We start from the raw sequence: 25,092 nt of genomic DNA, 5'->3' as shown, positions 1-25,092 counted from the left end.
CTAATCACCTCATATTTATTTTTTGTTGCAGACTTTTTTCGCATACAAGGTAATTTTAGGGATAAACGTTTAATAACTTCTTTTCTTAGGATTTGGAAGGATTTGATCTCAATAAAAAGACTTGTATGAAATTCATACAAGTCTTTTTATTGGCTTATACTCCTGAATAAGCTAAAAATCCACCATCAACAGGAATAATCGTACCTGTTACAAACCCGGATGCGCGGTGGTCAACCAACCATAAAAGAGTTCCAACCAATTCCTCTGGATTCCCCAATCTTCCCATCGGCGTTTGACTGATAATCTTATTGCCGCGATCGGTATAACTTCCATCCTCACGGGTAAGAAGATCTCTATTTTGCTCTGTTAAAAAGAAACCCGGAGCTATGGCATTTACGCGAACGCCAACCTTTGACATGTGTACCGCCAACCATTGTGTAAAGTTGCTAATTGCTGCCTTCGCACCACTATAGGCTGGTACTTTTGTCATCGGTGCGTAAGCACTCATGGAAGAAATGTTTATAATAACAGCTTCTTTCTTCCCAACCATATCTTTTCCGAAAATCTGTGATGGAAGAAGGGTTCCAAGGAAATTCAAGTTAAACACATATCCTACCCCTTCTGGATCTAGATCAAAAAAGGTAGTATTTCCACTGTCTTTTGAAAAGCTCTCTAGGTTAAAATATTCTTCAGACGTTATGCCCTTTGGATGATTTCCGCCTGCAGCATTGATTAATATATCGCAGGTGCCTAACTTCTCCGTGATGATTTTTTTTGCATTTTCCAAGCTCTCAACGCTCAGCACATCTCCAGATATCCCTAATGCAATACCTCCGGAAGCATTAATTTTTTCAGCAACCTTTTCTGCCTTTTCCTTTGTCCGATTAATAATAGCTACCTTTGCACCACACTGTGCCAAAGCCTCACAAAATGCCGTACCAAGAATACCACCGCCGCCAGTGACAATAGCTACTTTATCTTTTAAATCTACATGAAATGGTATTTTCATAAAAACATCTCCTCTTTAAAAAATCATAAATAAATATTCTATGTGCTTTTTGATTTCGATGTATTAGAACTTTAAAATAACCTTGCAGGTTTTCTCGCTTTGCGTTTCGATAAGCTTTATCGCTTCTTCAATTTGATCGAACTGGAAAGTATGACTGATTAAGGCTCTTGGATTTAGCGCTTTTTTGTTGAAAAGTTCAACGACCTCTGGAAACTTATTATTTTGCAATCTTGAACCTACTATTGTAAGTTCTCTTTTGGTTATTGGTAATTGTGGAATTTGTGAAGGCGCTACACCAAAACCTAATACAACAACTCTTCCTGCCACCGAAGTTACCTCTACTGCCTGCTCAAAGGTTTTAGGAATACATACAGCATCTAAGGTAACATTGGCACCCATTCCTTGAGTAATCTTTAAAACTTCCTCAACAACATCCATTTGCCCAGCGTGAAGAATATAATCTGCACCTAATTTTTTCGCAATCTCTAATCTATCGATATCTAAATCTGAAATCATACAGATTGCACCTTTATGCTTTGCATATTGGAGTAGACATAGCCCGATCGGTCCTGCCCCCATAATAAATACATAATCCCCTTTTCTTACATCTCCGCGCCAGGTAGACTGTGCGGCGATTGTAAAAGGCTCTATCATTACAGCCTCTTCCCAGTCTAAATGTTCATCAAATTTATGAGCATTTTTTTCCGGTACTACAACAAATTCTTGAAATCCACCATCTCTATGAACACCCATTACTTCAAGCTTTTCACATACATTCTGTCTTTCTGTTCTACATGCATAACATTCCCCACAGTAGAGTATGGGTTCAATTGTGACTCTGTCTCCCGCTTTAACGCGCGTTACTCCTGCACCCGTTTCAACTACTTCGCCAACAAATTCATGGCCGATGACTCTGGGATATGTTGCCAACGGATTTGTTCCATGATAAATATGCATATCTGATCCACAAATTCCTACAGCTTTAATTCGCACGAGTATTTCATTTTCAGATTGAATTTTAGGCAAGTCTTTTTCTATGATATCTATTTTCCCTGGCGCTGTTACCATAATGGCCTTCATGAGAAATCCTCCTTTTTGTTTACTTCAGACAAATGCTTATCTTGCTGCCATTAAACTTGGTAAAAACAAACTTATCGCAGGTACATAACTGACTAAAGCCAATATAATTAAACTAACTAATAAGAATGGCAGAATGGCCTTTGTCGCTTGTGCAAGGGATATTTTACCGATACTTGCTGCAACAAATAGACAAACCCCTACTGGCGGTGTGGTTAAACCAATTACCAAGTTTAGTACTGACATTACGCCAAACTGTATTGGGTCCATTCCTACACTGATAGCAACAGGTAACAATACAGGGAAGAGGATTACTAAAGCTGCAATGGTTTCCATAAATGTACCTACAAATAATAAAAGTATATTAATCATAAGGATTACGATGATTTTATTTGTGGAAATAGACAAGATGGTTCTAGCGATCAATTGCGGAATCTGTTCACTTGCCATAATCCAAGCAAATACATTAGCAAATCCAACAAGGATCATGATAGAAGCCGTCATCCTCATAGATTCAATAATAACCCTGGGTATGTCTCTAAATTTCAACTCTTTATAAATAAATTTTCCTACAATGACTGCATACACCACTGCAATGATAGATGCTTCCGTTGGTGTAAATACACCGCCTAGTATTCCATATAGAATCAGTATTGTCATAAATATGGCCCAAAATGCTCCATAAAAAGATTTAACAATAAAGCTAAAGGGTTTCCTTTCTCCTTTTGGATGATTACGCTTTACAGATATAAAGTAAGATACACCCATTAAAGATAATCCAAGGAGCAATCCCGGAATCGCACCTGCTAGAAATAATTTTCCTACAGATATCCCTGTTAACGTTCCTGCTATAATCATAGGTAAGCTTGGCGGAATAATTGGTCCAACCGTTGATGAAGATGCTGTAACTGCTGAAGAAAAGTCTGGCTCATATCCTTCCTCAACCATAGCCGGTATCAAAATTCCCCCGATACTTGCCGTATCTGCAAGAGCTGTCCCAGATATTCCGGCAAAAAGCATGGATGCAGCAACATTGGCTAATCCCAATCCACCTCTAATAAATCCTAGTACCGCATTAGAAAATTCAATAATCCTCTTGGTAATTCCACCGGTATTCATCAAGTTTCCTGCCAGAATAAATCCCGGTATACAGATAAGCACAAAGGAGTCAATACCGGCGTACATCTTCTGTGCTGCAATGCTTAGGGGAATATCCATCATAATAAGGTATAATACTGAAGAAAGTCCTAATGAAAAAGCTACAGGAACACCTACAAAAATCAAAATAATAAATGAAAAGAATAAGACTAATGCCATCATGTTCTATCACCTCTATCTCTCATCCCTCGAATGTCACTTACAAAATTATAGATTCCATAAATCATAATAAAAAAGGATGTTATAGCTATACTTGAATAAATACGATACATCGGTATTCCCAACGTTGCAGATGTTTGTCCCATACCCAATTTTGCAAACTCAATTCCCTTTATAAAAACAACTCCAAATAGACCGATAGATGCAATCTGTATCAATAGTTCTATAGCTTTTCGCATACCTTTCGGCATAATATTTAGCAACATATCTACATTAACATACTCTCTTTTTTTCATAGCGAGGGGAGCTGCAAATACAACAGAATAGATGAAGAGGAATCGTGAAGCCTCTTCTGTCCATACAACGGTTACAGATGGAATTAAGAATCTTGTTACAACTTGAATGGTTACGTTGACTACTAAGGCACCAAATGCTAAAGAAGTACCTAGTTCCAGTATTCGCTCTATTATATCTTTGTTTTTCATTTCATCACCTCTAGCCTGTCGCAATATTTTATTAGCAATAACTTTCCATATAGCTTTCCTACTAGATTCTATCTAAGATGAGCATCCTCAGATACTTCCATCATTTTATCCATATAACATAATCAGTTCAAAATGGGAGGATTAAAATTTCTTCGGATATTTTATTATTCTACAAAATATGCTATTTCAGCCTATTTGTAGTATTTCTTGGAACAAAAATTGAATAGAATTTCACTAAGTTTACGCGAAACTTAGTGAAATTCTATGTGAGATTGTCCTAGAGTAAATATTTTCAAATAATTAATGCTATTTATTACTGAAAGTTTACAATTCTCTCATATAAGTCTGCTTGTTCCGCATCTAATTTACCTTTTACACCCGGCTCCATAGCCTTTTGGAATGCTTCTTTATCTACATTTGAATTAAATTCCATACCTTTTTCCATCAGTTGGTTCTTAAATCCTGTAGTTTCCTCTTCGAATAATCCATCTGCGTATGTTTGTGCTTCTGCAGCTGCTTCTACTACTGCACTTCTTAAATCATCAGATAAAGATTCTAATTGCTTGTTTCCAATTAGAACATACACCCATCCATTTACGTGCTCTGTTTCGTTAACATACTTTTGTACTTCATAGAATCCAGCACTATAGATTAAGTCAACTGGATTTTCTTGTCCATTGATTACACCTTGTTGTAATGCAGTAAACACTTCACTAAATGCCATAGCTTGTGGGTTCGCTCCTGCAGCTTTCCAAGCTTCTACGAAAATTGGTACGTTAGGAACACGCATCTTGAAGCCTTTTAAGTCTTCTGGCTTGCTGATTGGCTTATTTGATGTAAGATTTCTTGGTGCTCTCACGTGATAGTAAAGTGGTGTGATACCAACTTTTTCTTTGATTTGATCGGCAATTTCTTGTCCAAGATCACTTTCAATAACTTTTCTCATATGTGCTGTGTCTCTAAATGCATAAGGCACAGCCATTAAAGCTGCCTTTGGTGCCCAGTTTTGCATAGATTCTCCTGAAACTACTAAATCTGCAGTACCTGCTTTTACCATGTTAATTGTATCAATCTCATTACCTAACTGTTCATTTGGATAAACCTTTATTTCGATTTGTCCATTCGTTTTTTCATCAACTAATTCAGCAAACTTAAGTGCTGTCTTATTCCAAATATGCTCCTCATTGCCAAGGTGCCCTAATTTCCAAACAATTTTCTCTGCAGGCGGCTGTGGTTGTTCAGGTTGCGGCTGTCCACCAGCATTATTTCCAGCACAACCGGACAAAGTTACTGCGAATAATGCCATTACCAACATTAAAGATAAAAATTTAAAACTCTTTTTCATTTTTTCCCCTCCTAAATTATTGTACTGATTATTTGCATTGTAGAAGTTTCCTGTAGAATGAATATGTAGTGCAAATAGGAAATTCTACATAAATGCCCACTGGATTTTTTCGCTTCTTTTCCTCTCTTATAATAGGTTACACCGGATTGTTCTTATATATTAAAACTTAAAACGTTTTCTTAATAGGTCTTATAAATATGATTATATCATATACTACCATACTAGTATAGTTAAGGTCAATTATGAAATTATATATTTTAATCTTTGTTTCCCTTCAGACATCTCTTAATTTTAAGAAAGTTTTCTCTAGAAAGCTATAATGCTGATAATAATAAAATCTCCTGATCAAAATAAAAACATAACAGGATGTAAGTTATAGGTCGACCATGTCAAAATAATAGACATTAAGCCATTTTATGTAGTTATTTTAAAAGTTGCATCTCTATAAAAAATAAATAGTTGAATACAGACATCTGATATGGTAGTATACTAATATATCAGATGTTAATGAATATATTGATGAATAGGAAGTGATTACATGAAAATGACCTTTCGCTGGTTCGGTGTAGACAATGACAGTGTTACACTGGATCAGATAAAGCAAATTCCTGGCATGACCGGAGTTGTAGGTTCTTTGTTTGATGTTCCTGTAGGCGAAGTATGGCCTATGGAAAAAATAAAAGCTTTAAAAGAAACTGTTGTAAATGCCGGACTAGAACTAGAGGTTATAGAAAGTGTAAATATCCATGAAGATATTAAATTAGGTCTTCCCACACGAGACCACTACATCGAGAATTATAAGCAAACCCTAAGACATTTAAGTAAATTTGGTATAAAAGTTGTGTGCTACAATTTTATGCCTGTATTTGACTGGACTCGTTCGGATCTGGCTAAGGTCTTGCCTGACGGTTCCAACGTTTTATCCTATGACCATAATAAAATTCAAACGATAGACCCCAATAAAATGTTAGAAGATATGGATGCAAATTCTAATGGATATGACCTCCCCGGTTGGGAGCCAGAAAGATTAAAAACTATTAAAACTTTATTCACTGCCTACCAAGATGTAAACGAAGAAAAGTTACTTGAGAATTTAGGATATTTCTTAAAAGAAATAATACCGGTGGCGGAACAGTGCGATATTAAAATGGCTATTCATCCGGATGATCCACCTTGGTCAATCTTTGGACTTCCAAGAATTGTGACAAGCAAAGAAAGATTAGAACAAATTGTTAATTTAGTAGATAGTCCTTACAACGGTCTTACTTTATGCAGTGGTTGTCTGGGCGCAAACCCTAATAACAATATTCCTGAAATCGTACGATATTTTGGAGGGAAAGGACGAATTCATTTTGCCCATGTCCGAAATGTGAAGATCTATGAGGGCGGCAACTTTGACGAAGCATCTCATTTATCAAGCGATGGTTCTTTAGATATGTTTGAAATTATGAAGGCTTACCACGACATTGATTTTAAAGGATATATCCGACCTGATCACGGAAGAATGATTTGGGGCGAAAAAGCAAGGCCAGGATACGGACTATATGATCGTGCCCTGGGTGTAACTTATCTTAACGGAGTATGGGAAGCTATCGGAAAAATGAAAAAGCAGAAGTAGCAATGATCCTTCCAAATAAAAGCATGATACTCCCCTTTAGCATAATTTTTTGATAAACCACTTCAACTGAAGTGGTTTATCTTTTTACTGAAAAATAAATACTTGGCATAAAAAAGAGAATTCTTTTTGTTTTAAAAAAATTCTCTTCCCTTATGTTTGTATCTTTATGTTTTCTTTTCTAAGAGAACAGTTACCTTATTCCTTAATAAAGTACTGTGGGTATTTTTCTTTTAATTCTACCTGTTCGAAGATCAGCTTTTTTAAATGTTTCGTAATGATAGCCTGGCCTTTTTCTTCATCTTTATTTCTTATACTGTCTATGATTTGTCCATGTTGTTCGATAACAGCTTTCCAATTAACATCGGCTATAAAAGTAAGCATGCGAACCCGCTTGTATTCAGTATCAATTTGCTCTATGAAAGACCAGGTTCTTGCTTTATTACACCCTGCAAATATCGTTTTATGAAATGCAGCATCAAACTCAAGAAACTTAGAAAACTGTTTTTCTTCTATTAAACGCTTTTGTATCTTTAGATTTTCTTCAAGAATTTCTAGAAGCTCTGTTGGAAATCTTTCTGTTGCGATTTTCATTACAGACCTTTCCAAGCTTTCTCGAACAAATCTTGCTTCCTCAACGGCATCTAAATCTATATAGGATATATACGTTCCCCGCTGCGGAAGAACATATAAGAGCCCTTCTTTAGACAGCTTGATAAAAGCTTCTCTAACAGGAGTCCTGCTTACATTTAGCCGTTCAGAGATTTCTTTTTCACTCACCCTGTTGCCAGGAGTCATGTTTAGATTAATAATATTTTTCTTAATAATCTCATAGACATATTCACCCACTGAGACGCCCTCTTTAGGTCTATCTATTTCTAGGTTCATATACACACTTCCTCAACACTAAACTCTTATTGAATACCTCAATATGCTACCATACAAGAATACTGCTGTCAATAATAATATTGTTTTCATTCAATGGCAAATAATATACCATGATATCAGAATTATATTTACTTCCATAGCACTATAAAATCAATAATACTACGGACCTTTGTACTCTGTCCTAATCTAAAATGTTCACCTAATGGCTATTCGTTACAGGTCATAGAAAAGAATTCTAACACCTGGCAATTTGCTTTAAAAACACAACTCCCTGTTCCTCTTGGAAGTCAATGGAAACAGGGAGTTATTTATGGTATAAATAAAGAATGACTTAAGCTATATCACAACTTTCTCGTAATTAAATTCACATGCTTTAATGCCGCATCCTTGATATTTATACCTTTATGTATCTCACTCAATGCTTTATTTACAATATCCATATCCAGTTCGAAGTCTTTAAGCACTTGATATAATTCAGTATGCTCTTCTTTCAGTCCTTTTCTCACTAAGGTTGTACAATATTCTTCCTTGCCAAATATCTCTTTAGGGTCTGTTAAAAACTTTAGATCATAGACTCCAAATTTATAGTGGGGCTGCCAACCGGTTATGATAATCCATTCTTGATTCTTAATGGCTTTATCTAAGGCTTGCAGCATGATCTCCTCCTCGTTATACTCTACATTAAAATCATACAGGTCATATGCTTTTAAAACTTCTCTCGCCAGTTGCCCTACACCTGTACGTCTTTGAAGGGTATATACTTTATTGTTAAATTTATTGGCATAGTTTTTCATCTCCGTGATGCTGTCTATTGTCACATAGGAAGGTACCACCATGCCCATCTTGCAGCCTTTTAGGTTTGAGCCTAGATTTTCTAAACGATTCCCGTACTGCTTTTCCAGATACGCGTCTGAATTCGGCATCCAAGGCACTATGGTAGCATCTGCTTTGCCTTCTGCAACACTTCTCCATACTTCATGGTTATTTACCAGTATTCCTTCTACTGCTATTCCATATTTCCGCTTAATAATTTCCTTTAGTACTTCCAATCGAAAATAAGATTCTGTATATTCATTATGGGCAATTTTAATAAACTTGTAATGTTCCAATTGCTTTGAAATAACCTGAATCTTCTTTGTGAATTCACTGAATTTCTCTGTTATTTCCCCGATTGAGTCCGCATTTTCCTGCATAGATGCACTTATTTCTTCGGAACTAGCTGCGGATTCCTGACATACTGCAGAAATATTTTCCATCTCTTCACTGATGCTTTCACTAAAAGAAGTAAGCTCATTAATTCTATTCAATATCTCTTTAATATCTTCTCCCACAGTGTGCATAGAGTTGTTTATATCCAAAAAAGCTTCTTCAGTATTTTTTAAATAACTTTCTTGCTCCAAAATTATTTCATTGTTTGTATTTATTACCTCAATAGATTTATCTACCTCTGTGTTGACTTTATTAATTAAGTCCCTTACCTTCGAGGCAGAAGTATTTGACTCCTCTGCTAATTTTCTTATTTCTCCTGCAACGACCGCAAAACCTTTACCTGCTTCACCAGCACGGGCTGCTTCTATAGCTGCATTTAATGCCAGCAGATTTGTTTGTGCGGATATGCTGGAAATCGTGTCCGCAATGGAATGAATCTCTGACGCCATATTTTTTAGATTTCCGATTACACTGCTTACCTGCTTAATTGACTCAATACTTTCGTATAGCTTCTTACTTTGAGTTTTAAGTGCATCGTTTCCCCTATCTACCATTCCTATTGTGTTTTTTGAATTTTCGTTTATTCCTGTTATTTGATGCTTTATATCTACTATAAACTGATGGTTTTTTGTCATTTTATCGGATGCTTTCAGAACTGAATTTGCAACCTCAGAATTTCCACCAGCCATTTCGTTTATGGCTGTTGATATATTGTTCATTCCTCCAGAAACATTATTAATATCTTCCTGCAGCAGGATACCCATACTATCTGCAATTCGTACGACACCATATATTTCTGCCATGGTATGTCTCATCTTACCGACAAACTGTTTAAGTTTTGTTCCAATCACATCTGATTTTTCTGCTGATTTAGCGTCGAATAGATTTCCGTCTGTTAGATTATCAATTATTTTAGAAACATCCTCATTTTTGCCTCCTTTAGGAAGCATCTTACCGCTAATGTATACAGACAGCAGGATGCATGCTTGCGTAGCAATAAAAATCAGTATACTATAGTCCTTATTTGCTCGCATGGATATGAAAAAAATGATATTGAATACAAAACATATACTAGAAATAATTACAGGTCTAAGAAACATATTCAATCCCCCCAGAATTGTCGTTAATTAGAATTAAAACCACCACAACGCGTCTCTATCCTCAGAATCTATCCTTCTCTCATAAAATATTGAATAAGAGCAGTCCGATCTTTGGACTGCTCTTGCTCAATGAAACATACACTCCTCTATAATGATTCTAACTACTTTTTATAAAAATCTTTTTTCCTAAAAACTGATCGCAGGAAGACAATCCACCCCCAGGAAATCGTCAAGGCAGGCAAAGCTGCTGTTAACCCTGCTTCCAAGGGAGGTATTTGAGAAAATCTCAGTGGTCCGAAAAATAGAATGAAGGTAATCACCATTACGAGAAACAGTGTAACGCGCTCATACATGGTTGACGGCGGCGTTAAAAAGATTTTTCTAATGTCAATTTCTACCTTCATTTCACACCAGCTTTCCGATCTTTTCTTCCACCAGATCTATAATTTTTCCTGAATGAATTAAATCTCTCAAGCTATTGATATGAGGATAGAGATACATATCTTCTTCCATCTTGGGCACAGTCAGTGCAATTTCATCCAGAACCGCCTTGGAAGCAGCCCCAGGCAGGATACCTTCTGCCATAAATTGATGGGCTTGAAATACAGATAAAAGCTCAATCGCTAAAATGAATTCAAGCTTTTCTGCAATCTGTCTTGCTTTTTTTGAAGCATTATAACCCATTGCAACATAATCCTCCTGTCCGCCACAGGTGGGTATGCCATCTACAGTGGCGGGATGTGAGAGAATCTTCATATCGTTTAGCAAACCCGCTTGCGTGTATTGAGGTATCATCAGGCCCGAGTTAAGTCCTGGATTCTTGATTAGAAACCAAGGGTACTGGGAAAGACTGCCGTCAACCAATCGGTTGTTTCTTCTCTCCGACATCTTTGCAATCATCGTTGCAGCAATACAGGCCGAATCCATCTCAATCCCAATATAAGAAGAATCCGCATTACATCCTGAAATCGTCTCGCCATCCTCTCCATTGGGCCAGATAATAGGATTATCACAACAGGCATTCATTTCTATTTCGATGGTTTTTAGCGCATCCTTGAAAGTTTTCTTCGCCGCACCGTGGAGCTGAGGAATACATCGAAGGGATAACGCATCCTGCAAGCGATGATGCTCAAAATGCTTGGCAATCTCCGAATCCTCCAGCAACTTTCTCACATTTTCAGCGGTCTTGTGCTGATCCTCATGGGGCCGGACCTGCATTAACCGATTATCGAAGGCTCTGGTAGTCCCTTTCAGTACTTCTAAAGCCATTGCACCTATAACATCTGCTGTTATGGATGCATTTATCATATCATAAAGAGCTAATGCCCCAATAGCAGTGACACTTGTGGTTCCAGATACCAGTGTCAATCCTTCCTTGGATGCAAGTACTGTCGGCATTAAACCTGCCCTTTTTAGAGCTTCTTTAGCAGGTAGAAGCTCTCCATTCAAATAGGCTTTGCCTTCACCGATCAACACCAGTGCCATGTGTGCTTCGGGACTGAGATATCCGACAGAGCCCTCTTTCGGCGCAAAAGGTATAATGCCGCGATTTAAAAATTGTCTATATAATTCCATTGTCTCCATACGGGCTCCTGCATAGCCTTGCCCTACATTCATCAGTACCATTAACATAGTACCTCGAACTTCCTCAATAGAGAGAGGTTCCCCTACAGAGGTAGCATGTGACAGAATGATATTTCTTTGCAGCTTTGCCGTGTCTTCCTTCGATATGACCTGAGTACACAGTGCGCCGAAACCTGTAGTAATCCCATACATAATGCGGCCTTCTTCAGTCCATTTTTCAACGAGACTGCGTGATTTCTTCACACGGGCAATATACGCATCTGAAAACTCTACAATGGCACCATGCCGAGCTACTGCAACAAATTCCTCTATACTGATATGGCCATCAAGAATAATCTTATCAATTTCCTTGGCCGGTATTTTTCTAGTCAATGGCAGCCTCCCCCTTATACATCTTAAATTCAGATTGATACTTTACTGGTTTTTTACATTTTCTTAAGCTGGCTACATAGATAAAATTATTTTTACAGTGGTAATTCATGCTCCACAGAATAGATAATTGCGCCTTTTGGACAATTCTCTGCACATACGGTACATGACCAACATTTTTCCCTATCAAAGTTTACTTTGTTTCCTTCAATCTTATAGAATGCGCCAAAGTTACACATCTTTACGCACTTTCCACAATGAATACATTTTTCTTCATTCCAGTAAATAACATGCGTCGCTTTAGGCCATTTCTTTTTAGATCCAAGCACCCCGGCTGCTCGAAACGGATAGCAGCAGCAGCCATCACAATTGCACAGGGCCTCATCTTCACCAGAATGTATGAGCCCACCTTTATTTGCTTCCTTTAAAACTTCTTTTGCCATTTCCTTTGTCAGCTTTTCTCCCCATCCTCGGTCTGCCGGGGTATTGATCTCACATCCAAACTGAATACATGTATTTTTCGGTTTACTGCAGTTTAGTGCGATGGCCCTGCAGTTACAGGGTTGCAGATATATTTCTCTTTCCATGCTGTCAATCATCTCTTGTGCTTCTTTTAAAGTCATTATATTGCTATTATGAAGGGGGATATTTTCACCCTTGATTTTCTTCTCAATCGTTTCCCGTATATCCTCTACATAGGTTTTAAAACACCATTCGTCCAGTTTTTGTCTCTCATCTTTTGCAATCGCTTGCCACGTTTTCGATTCATATTGGGCAAAATAGGATAGGCGGGTATAAAAGCGATCCACTTTAAAATAAATATTATGATCTTGTTCAAATTTTTTAATAATCGCCCGCTTATAACAGTTTTTTAAAAACGAATCACTATTCTGGTCGAAATTCTCACGAATCAGATTCTCCAACTGCTCAAGATCGAAGGCTTCTCTACCCATAAGACTGATGAGTTTTATTTCATTTTCTAACAGCATGAGCTCGATAAGATGATGGAACGGTTCTGGTACTTCGTAATATTCTATAGCTCTTATATATCGTTCATCATAAGTCATTTTTGACCTCCCTGAAAGGAATAAGGAAGAAGAGAATGAACTCCTCTTCCTAACACTATCTCATAACAAATATTCTATTCCTCAACCTTATCAATAAAGAACATTTTAATACAAGACACTACTTGAAGAACAAACACGAAAAGTACTACGAACCCACCTGCTGCAGAAAGATATTTAACTCCGTTAACACCTTGTGAACCACCGGCGAATGCTACCATTAGGTATGCAATCGTCCCAACAGAGATTCCCCAAAGTAATTTTTGCCAAGTAGCAGGTTCCTCATCATGCTCGATTCCTTTTGTACAAAGAGAAGCAACGGTTCTATTGATAGAATCTGCTGCGGTTGAGAAGGATAATACAAGGGTAATCATTACAATTGGGATAATGACAGCGCCCAGCGGTATATGTCCTAAGAAGGCCCATAGTGCAGCAACCGCACCGTTATTATTAATCGTACCGACTAAATCTAATGTACCATCTGTCTGCCAATAGATGGCAGTGCCTCCCCAGATACCAAACCAAACTACACTAAACAATGATGGCATAATCCAGTTAATAATCATAAATTCACGGATCGTTCTTCCGTAAGAAATAATCGCAAGGAATATACCCATGAGCGGTGCATAAGCGATCCAAATCGCCCAGTCATATAATGTCCACCACATAACTAAGGCTTCGCCACCGATATCAATTGGATCCAGTCCCCATATCCAGAAATTCTGCAGCCAGTATGCCATACCTGCAGTAGACATTCTTAGGATATATAGGGTCGGTCCAACAAGGAACAAGAAAACTAAAAGAATATAGAATATTTTTGAGTTCAAGCTGGAGCACCATTTGATTCCTTTATCAATCCCTAATAAGGATGATACGGTAAAAGTAGCAGTGATCACCAGTGCTAAAGCCAGCCACACGAAAGAACTCTGTGCAATACCGTAAGTCATTTCCAACCCTGAACTTACCAATGTCAGCCCCGCACCAAGGGAAGCAGATAATCCCAATGCGATTCCTAAAAGTGCAAGTGTATCCACCACATCTGCCCAAACTCCTTCAGTAACCTTATCCCCAAATAGCGGAATAAGGGATGATGTAACAGATAATGGCTTTTTACGGTTAAAGTACATATAGGCTACTACAAGTCCGCATAATGAGTACATTGCATAAGGTATAAATGTCCAGTTAAAAAATACACGGGCAAGAGCGAAAACTGCTGCTGTTACGGATCCAGCAGTTACACCAGTTTGTTCCAGTTCTCCCCATACATTTCCGAAGTAAACGATCGGTTCATTTACCCCCCATGTGATAACACCTGTAGCAATACCCCCAGTAAGGGCCATGGCAAACCAAGTTCCAAAAGAATACTTTGGCTTTGCATCAGCACCTCCAAAACGAATTTTACCAAGCTTAGAAAAAGTAATAATGCCAATAAGGATTAATGCCATAATGGAAATAATTTGATAGAGCCAACCAAAGCTTCTAAGTGTCCATAAAAAGGTATTTGTTGCAACTTCAGTTAATAATTCGTTATTAAAAAGTCCTAACACTGCTGAACCACCAATTACAATAATCGATGGCCAGAAAACGCCTTTACGTAATGGTTTTGCTGGTTTTACATCAGGTTTTGTATTTGCCTCTTGTAACATTCACCTTTCCTCCTTTGTTTGTTATTTGTACTGTTAATGAGATTGATCCCCCTTACTGTCTTCACCTCCATTTTTCAGGTATATCGAATACAGTCATCCAATTCGATAACAGGGTTACCAATAATCTATAGCAAGAATAATGCCATTTATATTTTTTTGCCTGAAATTTGTCAAAGCCTTGCAATCAGTTGTTGTTTGATTTAGAATTTTTAGAAAGGTGTTGCTGAGCATGCAAAATTATTTTGCCCTTTTAAGATTGTGCTGCTGAAACCCTGAAAAAATCGCAAGTGAGAGGTGCCTGTTTTTTTTGCACTGCAGCAAAATTATTTTGCGCATTTATTCCATCTAAAAAATGTAACTCTATCTATATTATAGAATGTAATACATACTAAAAACAGAGTCAAAAGGAGATCTCCTTTTGACTCTGTTTTACTGGTTTAACCAACGAGGTTTAAAGCGATTGTCTTTTCGATATATTTTTTTCCCTGCATCCAAGGCTAAGAATGGGTTACCGATTATCGTGCCAGCCAGCCACCATCTACTGCAATTGTATAGCCATTTACATAGTCCGATGCAGAAGATGAGAGAAATACAGCAGCTCCCTTTAAGTCTTCAGGCGATCCCCACTTTCCTGCGGGAATTCTTCCCAGTATTTCCCGGTTTCTTGATTCATCAGCTCTTAAAGCAGCTGTGTTGTCGGTTTCCATATACCCTGGTGCAATGGCATTCACATTAATATTGTGTTTTGCCCATTCATTTGCCATGAGTCTTGTAATACCCATAACCCCAGATTTTGACGCTGTGTAGGAAGGCACTCTGATCCCACCTTGAAAGGAAAGCATAGAGGCGATGTTTATAATTTTACCGCCAGTGTTTTGCTCGATAAACTTCTTTGCTGCTGCCTGACTTAGAAAGAATACCATTTTTACATTGATATCCATCACTTCGTCCCAGTCTTTTTCCGAGAAATTAATCGCATCTTCACGGCGAATGATTCCAGCGTTATTTACTAAAATATCTATTTTTCCGAAATTGCTGATAGCAGCGTCTATAACCTTTGGGATCGCATCCATTTCCATAAGATTTGCCTGAACACCAACAAATCTTCTTCCCAGCTTTTCTACAAGTGTCTTTGTCTCCTCTAAATCACTAGATCCAACTCCAAGTATATCAGCTCCGGCTTCTGCAAGTCCTAAGGCTATGCCTTGTCCTAATCCTGTTCTACAGCCCGTTACGATAGCCATCTTTCCATCTAATTTAAAACGATCTAAAATCATATCTATTCTCCCTTACTTAATTGTATTTTAAATATTATCGTAAGTCACTGGCTTTGATATGATCCATATCAGTAAAGGTTCTATTCTCCCCTGCCATCGACCATATAAATGCGTAGTTGCTAGTCCCGCATCCACTGTGTATAGACCAGCTCGGTGATATGACTGCCTGCTCATTTTGGATGACAATATTGCGTGTTTGCTGCGGCTCTCCCATAAAATGAAATACTACATTCTCCTCAGTAAGATTGAAGTACATATATACTTCCATCCTTCTTTCATGGGTGTGACATGGCATTGAATTCCACACACAGCCCGTATCCAGAACAGTACATCCCATAGATAATTGACAGGTCTCCAGAACTTCAGGGTGAATAAACTGATAAATCACTCGTTTGTTTGAGGTTTCAAATGCACCCATTTCTACTTTGTTTGCCAGCTCTAAAGTTATCAGTTTCGTTTCAAATTTTTTATGTGCAGGAGTAGAACACATGTAAAATTTCGCTGGATTTGAAGGATCCTCACTGCTAAACCTTATATTTTTAGACTCTTTTCCTATATATAACCCATTCATTTTTTCCAGCTTGTACGCTTCATCCCCTACCAATACGCTTCCAGTACCGCCAATGTTGATAATTCCAAGCTCTCTTCTTTCTAGAAAATACTCCACGCCAAGATTTTTCCGGCAGTTTATGCTCTTTTCAAGTGCTATTACTTGAGATACCGGCATAACTCCCATGGTAATGATTCTGTCAATGTGTGAGTAAGTTGAAAGCACCTCGTCTGCTTCAAATAATTTCTCGATCAGAAACTCTTCTCTCAGTTTCTGTGTATCATACCCCTTAACATCTGCCTGATTTGCACCATATCTTATATCCATATTTACCTCCTATTAATAAATCCTAAATTTTTTAAAACCAATTACAGAAAATCTTTCCTTACATAAAATAATCTTTTAACTCATTGTGTATCTTATCCCCCAATCTATTGATATTTCCATGGAGATGCCGTTCCATCATCTCGTCCAGTCTTTCTTTGTCTCCGCTTTTGATAATATCAAACAGCTCACAATGTTCTTCATACAACCTGTCAAATCGGCCTACTGCAACAATATCAAGCATTCTAAACCGCGTATAATACACTTGGAATTCCTGTATGATCTGCCAGAGTCTTGTCTTTCCTGCAAAGTCAAACAATATCCCGTGAAATTGACTATCTATTTTATAAAATTCACTTGGATCAATATCCGGCTGCTTCACAATCTCTTCCTGTTTCTTTAGATTATCAGATAACTTGCAAAGGATTTCCGCCGGGACATTTCCAAGTACGCCTTTGATTACCGTAGTCTCAAGAACTGTGCGCATGTAAATAATCTCTTTGATCAGCTCCATATCCAGTAAGGTAACATAAGTACCCTTTTGTGGAACAATTTCAATATACTTTTCACTGCTGAGTCTTAAAAAAGCTGTCTTAACCGGTGTCCTGGAAACATTGTACTTTTTTGAGATCTCGTTTTCACTGATCAGCTGACCGGGGGTAAGCCTGAGATTTAGAATATCTTTCTTCAAAGCGTGATAAATCTCGTCACTATTCATACTTTTAAAATGGTTATTTGTCATTCTAACACCTACTTATCGCATATAGTTGGCCATTCCTTTTGCTATGAAAATCCAAGTTTTCGTCAACTGATTCCTGCTATTTTTCACAATCTATCTTACTTCTTGAATTCTTGAATGCTTGAATGCAAGTTTTATAAATAGAATACCATTCCATAATTATATTGTAAAGACTCTTTACAACATAATTTCTTTTTAGAAAAACAAATTATATTTTTATGTATAAATATATTCCCAAAAAGTTATAACAAATATAAGGAAGGGACAGATAATTTTCCCTTCCTTATATTGTCTTTTAACAAGTTCATTTCTTGTTGATGTTGAGGAGCAGCAGCTTACTGGATATTTTTAATAAACAAACGGATTACATCAGCTCCACCAATCACGGTTCCTAATGTACTTCCCAAGTTTGTCAAGGTTACGATCAGCAAAATGCGCGTTACTTTATTTCTCCAGAAGCCTTTTATGGTAAAAACATCCTCTGTCAAATTTTCAAAATCTTCTACGCTTGGACGACGGATATAGGCTTCAACGATTCCCGCAAACCAGCCCGCTGCCACTAATGGATTTAAAGAACTCAAAGGCGCTACAACAAAAGCAGTAAGAATGGTAAAGGGGTGTCCAAAAGCGATTAGGGCACCCATTGCCGAAAATAATCCATTCCATAACACCCAGCTCATTGTTTGATCAACGCCTGCTGAACGGTTTGCATAAAAAGTATATCCAATAACCGCAAGTATAAGCAGCGGAATGGTCCAAGCAATCATTTTAGGAACTTTAGATTTGTCAGGCAGCTGGGATAATGCTGCTAAATCGTGGTCTTTTCTGATTTCTTCTTTAATTCCAGGAACATGTGCAGCTCCCAGAACTGCAACAATCTTATTTCCCGGAGCTTCTTTGATTTTTTGCGCCAGATACTGGTCCCGTTCGTCAATTAAGGGAACTTTTAATTTAGGGAAGGATACCGTGAAATCTTCGAGCATGGCATCCAACATATCTTGCGATTTCAATTTTTCCAGTTCTTCTTCTGAAATATTCTCATCATTAAAAATACTAAGGAAAATTTGCATGAGAAGTTTAGCCTTTCCCCATAGACCGATTCCATGCCAAATCCGCGAAAAAGTTATTTGTATATTCCGATCAACCAAGACCAGGTTTGCACCTACTTCCCTAGCGGATTCAATTCCCTGAATCATTTCTTGTCCGGGTTTAATACCAAACTGCTTTGCCACCCGCTTTTGAAAGGAGGATATTACAAGGTTCATTAAAAGAAAAGTAGCTTTCCTTTGCTTAATAACCTTAAAAATATCCATTTCCTTCCATCTGTCTCCAGCCATAATAGACTGATATCTTTGCTCATCCAACTCTATGCAAACAGAATCCGGCCTTTCCGATTCAATAACTTCTTTTACCTGCTCTGCACTTTGCTTTGACACATGGGCCGTTCCGATCAGTATAAGTTCCTTATCCTCTAGGTATATTCTCGTAATATTTTCTTCAGACATAAGCTACCTTCCTTTTTACAGATTTCTCTATCGATAATAATCTTTCTTTAATACCTGGCAAAATTCTTTCCGGCATACTACAATTATGTGCTAGAATACAATAAATTTCAACCGCCATTTATTTGTTCTTTTTCTTTTATGTTATAAATCCTGCCTTTTTATTATTTACAAACAGTTTAATATCATCCGCTTTGCAAATGCCTGTTATTCTTTCTGATTTAATCTCCTATAAAATAAGACGGGTCAAAATAAATAACACTTTTGACCCGTCTTATTAAATGTATTCTGCCTTCACCCTAGCGGATTTATAATTCTTTTTTAAATATACCATAAACCAGGTTGTTAATATAAGGCCTTTCAATATACTGCTTATACTGATACTCCACCAGACACCATTCAAGCCCAGTAAATTTTCATTGGATAAAATTAGGGCCGCTGGTATTCTAAGGGCATTCAGTACGATTCCGATAATAGCTGGCGGAACCGTTCTTCCTAACCCATTAAAGGCGCCTGTAGTAGCAATTTCCATACACATAAAAAACTGTGATACGCCCAGTATTTTTAAATAAACAATCCCATAGCCTATTGCTTCCTCCTCAGAAATAAAAATTGAGAAAACAGGCTTTGCACCGAATATTAAAAGAACTGTTGCAAAAATTCCTATAGTACCTACGATGCCCATGGCAACAAAATATCCACGATATATTCTTTCATGTTTTTCCGCCCCATAGTTCTGGCCTACAAAGGCACTTAGGGCTGTTGAAAAGCCTCCCGCTGTCATCCATGAAACAGCTTCTATCTGAGAACCTATTTTCTGGACTGCAATAGCCACCGGTCCCCATTGGGCAATGATTCTTGCAATAATCATCGCAAAAATGGTAAAACAACCGCTTTGGAGGGCAACAGGAATACCCAGTTTAAAAAAAGTCATGATCCGTTCTTTATGAGGTTTTTGAAGGATCTTTATTTGTTTGAATAAAGGCATTATTTCCTTGAGCTTAAATAAAAAAACCACCATGACCAAAAACTGCGCACCCACTGTTGCTATCGCTGCACCTGTAACCCCCATAGCCGGGAATGGTCCAATCCCTAGGATAAGGACGGGATCAAGAATCATATTGATAATCAATCCAATAACATTAATATAAAATGGCGTTGTACTATTGCCATAGCCATTGAGAATTGCAGTAAATATAGGATTCATAAAATTGAAGATCATTCCAAAGGCAATGATGACTAAGTAATTCTTTGCCATCTGAATGACCTCAATGTCTCCTAAATTAAAGAAGCCGATCAATTGCTCCTTGAAAAGAATTAAAGGAATGCTATATAAAAGGGCCAATACAGCACCGATTTGCAATGCATGTACAATGTGCTCTTTTGTTGCAGCAACATCTTTTCTGCCTACAGACTGCGCTACCCCAACTTCTGCCCCAATTTTAGGTATCAATATAAATGCCATTGCCAGCCATGTGAAAAATCCTGCAGTTCCAACAGCTGCAACAGCTTTACTTCCTATTCTCCCGATCCATATCATATCTGTCATGTTATAAGCCATCTGGACAAAAGATGTGCTCATAATAGGCAGTGACAGCTTCACCAATGCCCGCCATATACTTCCTTCTGTAAGATTATTTGCTTTCATAGACTTTACGGAATTCTCCTTATACTGGATTTAGCGCTATACCTGATTTTTTCAGCAGCTTCTATTATATCTCATAATTTATAAAGGAAGCAAGCCAAGAGGTCCTTGCTTCCTTTATAAATTTTACAATCTTTACTTTGCTGGCGTTAAAAAGCATTTCCACCATTTTCACGCCGCTCATTTTTTTAACTGCACCTTCAATTTTCGTTATACAAATAGGACATGTCAAGGTTTCTAATTGATAAGTTTTTGTTGTCATTGTGATTCCTTCTAACCGGTTTTATTTATTGCTTTGTTTCTTCATTATAAACAAAAAATGGATGATAATCCTTTAATAATTTATCGTTTTAAAAATTCTAACCGCACTAGGCTTATCCATATCGATCAAACATCGTTTATACTCCTCCCAGCTATTCATATGTTCGATGCTTCTGTTGAATAGCAGGATTTCAAGCTTCTTTCTTATTTCATGAATATTTTCATATTCATTACTACAGGGGTTTTTCTTGAGTAATGCAAGTGTCAACCTCAAGCTCTCCAATACTTGCTCTTTATCATAATGCTTGCTCGAAACGCCTTCTGCAGGTACAAAAGCTTCGTGCTGTAAGATTCCGTCTTCTTCGATACCCTGCTTAATCAATGTTTTGGTAAAACCTACTATGCAGTTATTGCCCTGACAGGCTTTACAGGTTTCTATACCCAGGCAGATTTTATCTATGCTTTCTTCAACCTGCTGGTAATAATTATACAGTTCTCTTGATTTTCTTCTAAATACAGATTCCTGCCCTTGTTTTCTTCTTACTATCATTGGTCTTAGCATTATAAAAACCGCAATAGATACTATTCCGATAAATATAGAGATACTTTGTAAACTTATATACGCACTGGGCAAGTTTTGATGTAACTTGGTTATTCCAAAAAACATAAATACAGAAGCTGCTATTATTTTTATTGCGAATTCAGGTATTTTATCCCCTAGCTTTTTACCAATAATGATGCCGATTCCACCCGTAACAATCATACCTAAAACGGTTCCACATAATATTAATAGCGGGTAGGCAGCAGCAGTTGCCAGTGTTATGGCTGTTAATTGTGTCTTGTCGCCTAATTCGCCTATAAAAAACGCCAAGGCCACTGTTAGCACCGGCCCAAACCTAGATTTTTGTTCTTCATCTTTATCTTCATTCTCATCGGATTTTAATGTCCAAAGCGCAAATCCAACAAAGGCAAACCCGGCAGCTATTTGGATTGTATTCACCGGAATAAAGCTTGAAATGTAACTGCCTAAAATTACAGCTAATCCATGGTTCAGAAAAGAACCTAAAAAGATCCCCATCAGTACTTTTTTTACCGGAAATCGTGTAGCAAAGGCCATTGCTAATATTTGAGTCTTGTCCCCCATTTCTGCTATAAAAATAAGAATAAATGCCTTTAATAATTCATGCATATCCGCTTTCACCTCATTGTATTCATATTTAAATAATCACTTGATAATCATTAAGCCTCATATTTCATGAACGCTGTTCAGGACTTTTTTCTATGTAGCTTCTTTAATAATCATTCCCAAAACACATATGGCTTCCTCCCTTCCCTTATAAAGTAATAAAAGCGAGACAAATAGATTAACAAACCATTGTTTAATGGCTTACTAATCTAAAAGTCTCGCTCCTTTAAGTCACGCTTAAAGTAAATAAAACCAGGATTTCTCCAGTATGTTGATTTTATTTATCGGCTTCGCCACAGCTACTCCCTTTTAGAACTTATCCATAATTTATCACATCATCTGCATCCTGTCAATAGCATTCGGGCCTGCTCCTTCTGCGGTTAACATTCTTTCCGTTTCAATTTACCTTCACTTTGCTTAAGCTCCCTCCCTTTACAAATAAACCTTCGATCTTCTTTTCAACTGACGGATCAGGAATTAATGGCGGTGCATGGTGTGGTTTCACGCGGGCATCGATAATCATATTATCACAGGCCCAGTGCTTGTTTTCATAATAGCTGTTAACGCCATAAATATCATGTGAAGGATTGCTTCGCGTAAATGCGGCCCAGAAAAAGTTTTGGAGTGAACCGCTCATAAATGAACTGTCATCGCAGAGGATAATCATTGGACAACCCTGCATCGTGCCCCTTGCCTGAATAGCCGAGCATAACTCCCCCAATTGCTTTTGTGCCTGCTGATAGCCCGAAAATACCGGTCCTTCAATCGCAACGATCCCAGGCATCACCAACCGTGGATTTTTAAAATCACATAGATCCTTCAACTGTTCCGGGACTCCTTTGCACAAATTTCTTTTTTGATCACCGTAGGCGGCAATGATCACTTTACTGCCTGTATTTAATCCTGTTCCCGAATAATCAAGGGTATCTATCGTTGTATTAGTTTGAAAATGAATGTCACGGCGAAGATCCATCCGTTCAAGGATATAAGTTAAAAAATTTATTTCTTTATGTGTATCCAGCGGATGGTTTTCTTCAGCTGTAATAAATAAATACTTGGCCAGGCTCAGCTGTCCTGTTCCTAGAATCCGGTTTGCAATGGTAAGTATTTCTGCCGGCTCTTTGACGTTGCGGTATGGTGTATAGCGCTCGCTGCCGATTACAAATAGCAAGGGATGAACACCCGCTGCATCTACGGCATGGACTTCTTTCACTCCGGGAATCTCCTGTCTTACCGCATGGCCTGTTATCTCATGGATGAGCTCCCCGAAGGCAGTATCTTCCTGGGGGGGGCGGCCAACAACTGTAAAGGGCCAGATCCCGTTGGATTTTGCAAATACTTTATGCACCCTCATGAAAGGAAAGTCATGGATAAGGCTGTAATAGCCTATATGATCACCAAAAGGCCCTTCCGGTTTCGTTTCCCCCGGATGGACTTCACCTGTAATTACAAAGTCAGCATCTAGGCTGATACAATAACCGTCCACATAGCAATAACGAAAATTACGCCCGGAAAGCAAACCGGCAAAGGTCATTTCACTTAATCCTTCAGGCAACGGCATGATTGCAGCTAGCGTATGAGCCGGAGGACCTCCGATAAAAATACTTACTTTTAACGGAACCCCCAGCCTGTTCGCTTTTTCCTGGTGGACACCGATTCCCCGGTGAATCTGATAGTGCAGGCCCATTTCTTTATTCATTTTATAATCGTTACCGCTAAGCTGAACACGGTACATTCCTAAATTGCTGTTTATAATCCCAGGCTTTTCCGGATCCTCTGTATAAACCTGCGGCAAAGTGATAAATGCTCCCCCATCATCCGGCCAATGGTGGATCAGCGGAAGGTCGGAAATTTGTATTTCCTGAAACCCAGTCCGTTTACTGCTTATTTTTTTCAAAGGAAGTGCCTTTGAAGCCGCCCACCCTGTGTGGAAGTGTTTGAAAGGATTTTTCAATAGGTTCATTGGATCATTGCGTAACGCAATCACATCCTTTGCTGCCTCTAAGGTATTCCTAAAAATAAATTTACTCCGCTCCAAGTTCCCGAATAAGTTGGATACGGCCCGGAATTTCGAACCTTTTACATTTTCAAACAGCAGTGCAGGACCCCCGGCTGCGTTAACTCTCCTATGAATAGCTGCCATTTCAAGATTCGGGTCCACTTCCTCGTGTACCCTGACTAATTGGCCGGCTTTTTCTAAATCAAGAATACATTCTTCCAAATTATGATACATCCTTTACGATCCCCATTTCTGTTGTTTAACTGTTCATTTAGTATCCCTAGAAAATCATTTATCTGACTTAATATACTCCCGTCATAGGTCTTTGTATAATTAATTTCCCCATATTTTTTTTAATATTGATTAAATTTATCCTTCGGGAAGCTTTCCCTAATAAATGTTTCTTCAACCGGCGAAAAAAAACACCACTTTGAAGAGTCCCGCCTTTAATCCGTATAATATGCTGCAGTTAATAATTTTCTACAGATGCTGCTTATTTTCCTTTAGGATATATCACAAAAATCCTATCCGCTCACCTTTTTCTATATATGTTTGCAGCATTCCCCTTCATATCCAACTAGGTTTTTTCCCTGTGCCAAATAGGCTTTTAAATACTTCACCGCTTCCTCAATCATTCTGTCAAGCTCTTTTTCTGTTAAGAACCATCTAAAGGATAAGGGCACAATACGGTATATTTTTTCTACAACCATGGCATACTTTAACTCTCCTGTGCCGCTGCCCAGTTGTTTTTCAGCCTGGACTACCAGCACAAGAATGATTTTTTTCAGCAGGTCTTTTCGGTTTATACTGTACAAATACACCAGCGTCAGTATTCCTGCCAATACAAGGACCAACGCTGCAGCGTTGGCCTTCAATAAATCCAACATATTCATTCTCCTTT

The 25,092-nt window shown here is 38.0% G+C and carries 21 protein-coding genes; 1 reads left to right on the top strand and 20 read right to left on the bottom strand.

The features are described from left to right. Positions 1-154: 154 nt before the first annotated feature. The 5 genes from Gferi_RS14715 to Gferi_RS14695 all read right to left on the bottom strand — a co-directional run bounded on the left by Gferi_RS14715 (position 155) and on the right by Gferi_RS14695 (position 5,233). The gene (locus Gferi_RS14715; protein ID WP_069977783.1) at positions 155-1,009 is read right to left on the bottom strand and encodes an SDR family oxidoreductase; all 855 of its coding nucleotides are present in this window, start codon (positions 1,007-1,009) and stop codon (positions 155-157) included. A 63-nt stretch (positions 1,010-1,072) separates the two neighbouring features. Continuing rightward, the gene (locus tag Gferi_RS14710; protein WP_069977781.1) at positions 1,073-2,089 is read right to left on the bottom strand and encodes a zinc-binding alcohol dehydrogenase family protein; all 1,017 of its coding nucleotides are present in this window, start codon (positions 2,087-2,089) and stop codon (positions 1,073-1,075) included. 36 nt (positions 2,090-2,125) lie between these two features. Continuing rightward, positions 2,126-3,406 (bottom strand): TRAP transporter large permease, encoded by a 1,281-nt coding sequence (locus tag Gferi_RS14705; protein ID WP_069977779.1) that lies wholly within the window; start codon positions 3,404-3,406, stop codon positions 2,126-2,128. Next, the gene (locus Gferi_RS14700) at positions 3,403-3,888 is read right to left on the bottom strand and encodes a TRAP transporter small permease (protein ID WP_069977777.1); all 486 of its coding nucleotides are present in this window, start codon (positions 3,886-3,888) and stop codon (positions 3,403-3,405) included. The genes Gferi_RS14705 and Gferi_RS14700 overlap by 4 nt, the downstream gene beginning before the upstream one ends. Positions 3,889-4,201: 313 nt before the next feature. Beyond that, a complete protein-coding gene (locus Gferi_RS14695) occupies positions 4,202-5,233 on the bottom strand; it encodes a TRAP transporter substrate-binding protein (protein ID WP_069977775.1) in 1,032 nt (343 codons plus the stop codon). A 538-nt stretch (positions 5,234-5,771) separates the two neighbouring features. Between Gferi_RS14695 and uxuA the strand changes: the two genes are divergently transcribed. Beyond that, a complete protein-coding gene (gene uxuA / locus Gferi_RS14690; RefSeq protein WP_069977774.1) occupies positions 5,772-6,851 on the top strand; it encodes a mannonate dehydratase in 1,080 nt (359 codons plus the stop codon). Between the two features lie 195 nt (positions 6,852-7,046). On the opposite strand, the gene Gferi_RS14685 is transcribed toward uxuA, so the two are convergent. The 15 genes from Gferi_RS14685 to Gferi_RS14615 form a co-directional block, all read right to left on the bottom strand. Beyond that, positions 7,047-7,736 carry a GntR family transcriptional regulator gene (locus Gferi_RS14685; RefSeq protein WP_069977772.1) on the bottom strand — a complete coding sequence of 230 codons (690 nt, stop codon included), beginning with the start codon at positions 7,734-7,736 and terminating at the stop codon, positions 7,047-7,049. Between the two features lie 341 nt (positions 7,737-8,077). Further along, positions 8,078-10,045: a glycine betaine ABC transporter substrate-binding protein gene (locus tag Gferi_RS14680; protein ID WP_156782405.1), complete on the bottom strand. Its 1,968-nt coding sequence runs from the start codon at positions 10,043-10,045 to the stop codon at positions 8,078-8,080. Between the two features lie 161 nt (positions 10,046-10,206). After that, the gene (locus Gferi_RS14675; RefSeq protein WP_069977768.1) at positions 10,207-10,449 is read right to left on the bottom strand and encodes a hypothetical protein; all 243 of its coding nucleotides are present in this window, start codon (positions 10,447-10,449) and stop codon (positions 10,207-10,209) included. A 1-nt stretch (position 10,450) separates the two neighbouring features. Continuing rightward, on the bottom strand, positions 10,451-12,001 hold the full coding sequence (locus Gferi_RS14670; protein WP_236932605.1) for an HAL/PAL/TAL family ammonia-lyase: 1,551 nt from the start codon (positions 11,999-12,001) through the stop codon (positions 10,451-10,453). 92 nt (positions 12,002-12,093) lie between these two features. Further along, a complete protein-coding gene (locus Gferi_RS14665; protein ID WP_069977766.1) occupies positions 12,094-13,065 on the bottom strand; it encodes a 4Fe-4S binding protein in 972 nt (323 codons plus the stop codon). Positions 13,066-13,139: 74 nt separating this feature from the next. After that, positions 13,140-14,708 carry a BCCT family transporter gene (locus Gferi_RS14660; RefSeq protein ID WP_069977765.1) on the bottom strand — a complete coding sequence of 523 codons (1,569 nt, stop codon included), beginning with the start codon at positions 14,706-14,708 and terminating at the stop codon, positions 13,140-13,142. A 515-nt stretch (positions 14,709-15,223) separates the two neighbouring features. After that, on the bottom strand, positions 15,224-15,985 hold the full coding sequence (gene kduD / locus Gferi_RS14655) for a 2-dehydro-3-deoxy-D-gluconate 5-dehydrogenase KduD (RefSeq protein WP_069977763.1): 762 nt from the start codon (positions 15,983-15,985) through the stop codon (positions 15,224-15,226). A gap of 34 nt (positions 15,986-16,019) precedes the next feature. After that, positions 16,020-16,862: a 5-dehydro-4-deoxy-D-glucuronate isomerase gene (gene kduI, locus Gferi_RS14650; protein ID WP_069977761.1), complete on the bottom strand. Its 843-nt coding sequence runs from the start codon at positions 16,860-16,862 to the stop codon at positions 16,020-16,022. A 58-nt stretch (positions 16,863-16,920) separates the two neighbouring features. After that, the gene (locus Gferi_RS14645) at positions 16,921-17,601 is read right to left on the bottom strand and encodes a GntR family transcriptional regulator (RefSeq protein ID WP_069977760.1); all 681 of its coding nucleotides are present in this window, start codon (positions 17,599-17,601) and stop codon (positions 16,921-16,923) included. Between the two features lie 332 nt (positions 17,602-17,933). Further along, on the bottom strand, positions 17,934-19,103 hold the full coding sequence (locus tag Gferi_RS14640) for a TraB/GumN family protein (protein ID WP_069977758.1): 1,170 nt from the start codon (positions 19,101-19,103) through the stop codon (positions 17,934-17,936). Between the two features lie 274 nt (positions 19,104-19,377). Continuing rightward, positions 19,378-20,748: an MATE family efflux transporter gene (locus Gferi_RS14635; RefSeq protein ID WP_069977756.1), complete on the bottom strand. Its 1,371-nt coding sequence runs from the start codon at positions 20,746-20,748 to the stop codon at positions 19,378-19,380. A gap of 64 nt (positions 20,749-20,812) precedes the next feature. Further along, the gene (locus Gferi_RS14630; protein WP_069977754.1) at positions 20,813-21,007 is read right to left on the bottom strand and encodes a heavy-metal-associated domain-containing protein; all 195 of its coding nucleotides are present in this window, start codon (positions 21,005-21,007) and stop codon (positions 20,813-20,815) included. A gap of 72 nt (positions 21,008-21,079) precedes the next feature. Beyond that, positions 21,080-22,195, bottom strand: a complete 1,116-nt coding sequence (locus tag Gferi_RS14625; RefSeq protein ID WP_069977752.1) for a TMEM165/GDT1 family protein — start codon at positions 22,193-22,195, stop codon at positions 21,080-21,082. Positions 22,196-22,589: 394 nt separating this feature from the next. Beyond that, positions 22,590-24,425 carry a UbiD family decarboxylase gene (locus tag Gferi_RS14620; protein ID WP_069977750.1) on the bottom strand — a complete coding sequence of 612 codons (1,836 nt, stop codon included), beginning with the start codon at positions 24,423-24,425 and terminating at the stop codon, positions 22,590-22,592. A 308-nt stretch (positions 24,426-24,733) separates the two neighbouring features. Continuing rightward, positions 24,734-25,078 carry a hypothetical protein gene (locus Gferi_RS14615; protein WP_069977748.1) on the bottom strand — a complete coding sequence of 115 codons (345 nt, stop codon included), beginning with the start codon at positions 25,076-25,078 and terminating at the stop codon, positions 24,734-24,736. Positions 25,079-25,092 lie beyond the last annotated feature (14 nt).

Source organism: Geosporobacter ferrireducens, assembly GCF_001750685.1.
GTDB lineage: Bacteria > Bacillota > Clostridia > Peptostreptococcales > Thermotaleaceae > Geosporobacter > Geosporobacter ferrireducens.
The sequence above is the reverse complement of the archived record's forward strand: the minus strand, read 5'-3'. Positions and strand labels throughout refer to the sequence as shown.

What these genes read in the sequence shown, in the direction of transcription:
- Gferi_RS14715 (WP_069977783.1), bottom strand. Translation starts at nt 1,009, where the DNA reads ATGAAAATACCATTTCATGTAGATTTAAAAGATAAAGTAGCTATTGTC.
- Gferi_RS14710 (WP_069977781.1), bottom strand. Translation starts at nt 2,089, where the DNA reads ATGAAGGCCATTATGGTAACAGCGCCAGGGAAAATAGATATCATAGAA.
- Gferi_RS14705 (WP_069977779.1), bottom strand. Translation starts at nt 3,406, where the DNA reads ATGATGGCATTAGTCTTATTCTTTTCATTTATTATTTTGATTTTTGTA.
- Gferi_RS14700 (WP_069977777.1), bottom strand. Translation starts at nt 3,888, where the DNA reads ATGAAAAACAAAGATATAATAGAGCGAATACTGGAACTAGGTACTTCT.
- Gferi_RS14695 (WP_069977775.1), bottom strand. Translation starts at nt 5,233, where the DNA reads ATGAAAAAGAGTTTTAAATTTTTATCTTTAATGTTGGTAATGGCATTA.
- uxuA (WP_069977774.1), top strand. Translation starts at nt 5,772, where the DNA reads ATGAAAATGACCTTTCGCTGGTTCGGTGTAGACAATGACAGTGTTACA.
- Gferi_RS14685 (WP_069977772.1), bottom strand. Translation starts at nt 7,736, where the DNA reads ATGAACCTAGAAATAGATAGACCTAAAGAGGGCGTCTCAGTGGGTGAA.
- Gferi_RS14680 (WP_156782405.1), bottom strand. Translation starts at nt 10,045, where the DNA reads ATGTTTCTTAGACCTGTAATTATTTCTAGTATATGTTTTGTATTCAAT.
- Gferi_RS14675 (WP_069977768.1), bottom strand. Translation starts at nt 10,449, where the DNA reads ATGAAGGTAGAAATTGACATTAGAAAAATCTTTTTAACGCCGCCGTCA.
- Gferi_RS14665 (WP_069977766.1), bottom strand. Translation starts at nt 13,065, where the DNA reads ATGACTTATGATGAACGATATATAAGAGCTATAGAATATTACGAAGTA.
- Gferi_RS14660 (WP_069977765.1), bottom strand. Translation starts at nt 14,708, where the DNA reads ATGTTACAAGAGGCAAATACAAAACCTGATGTAAAACCAGCAAAACCA.
- kduD (WP_069977763.1), bottom strand. Translation starts at nt 15,985, where the DNA reads ATGATTTTAGATCGTTTTAAATTAGATGGAAAGATGGCTATCGTAACG.
- kduI (WP_069977761.1), bottom strand. Translation starts at nt 16,862, where the DNA reads ATGGATATAAGATATGGTGCAAATCAGGCAGATGTTAAGGGGTATGAT.
- Gferi_RS14645 (WP_069977760.1), bottom strand. Translation starts at nt 17,601, where the DNA reads ATGACAAATAACCATTTTAAAAGTATGAATAGTGACGAGATTTATCAC.
- Gferi_RS14640 (WP_069977758.1), bottom strand. Translation starts at nt 19,103, where the DNA reads ATGTCTGAAGAAAATATTACGAGAATATACCTAGAGGATAAGGAACTT.
- Gferi_RS14635 (WP_069977756.1), bottom strand. Translation starts at nt 20,748, where the DNA reads ATGAAAGCAAATAATCTTACAGAAGGAAGTATATGGCGGGCATTGGTG.
- Gferi_RS14630 (WP_069977754.1), bottom strand. Translation starts at nt 21,007, where the DNA reads ATGACAACAAAAACTTATCAATTAGAAACCTTGACATGTCCTATTTGT.
- Gferi_RS14625 (WP_069977752.1), bottom strand. Translation starts at nt 22,195, where the DNA reads ATGCATGAATTATTAAAGGCATTTATTCTTATTTTTATAGCAGAAATG.
- Gferi_RS14620 (WP_069977750.1), bottom strand. Translation starts at nt 24,425, where the DNA reads ATGTATCATAATTTGGAAGAATGTATTCTTGATTTAGAAAAAGCCGGC.
- Gferi_RS14615 (WP_069977748.1), bottom strand. Translation starts at nt 25,078, where the DNA reads ATGTTGGATTTATTGAAGGCCAACGCTGCAGCGTTGGTCCTTGTATTG.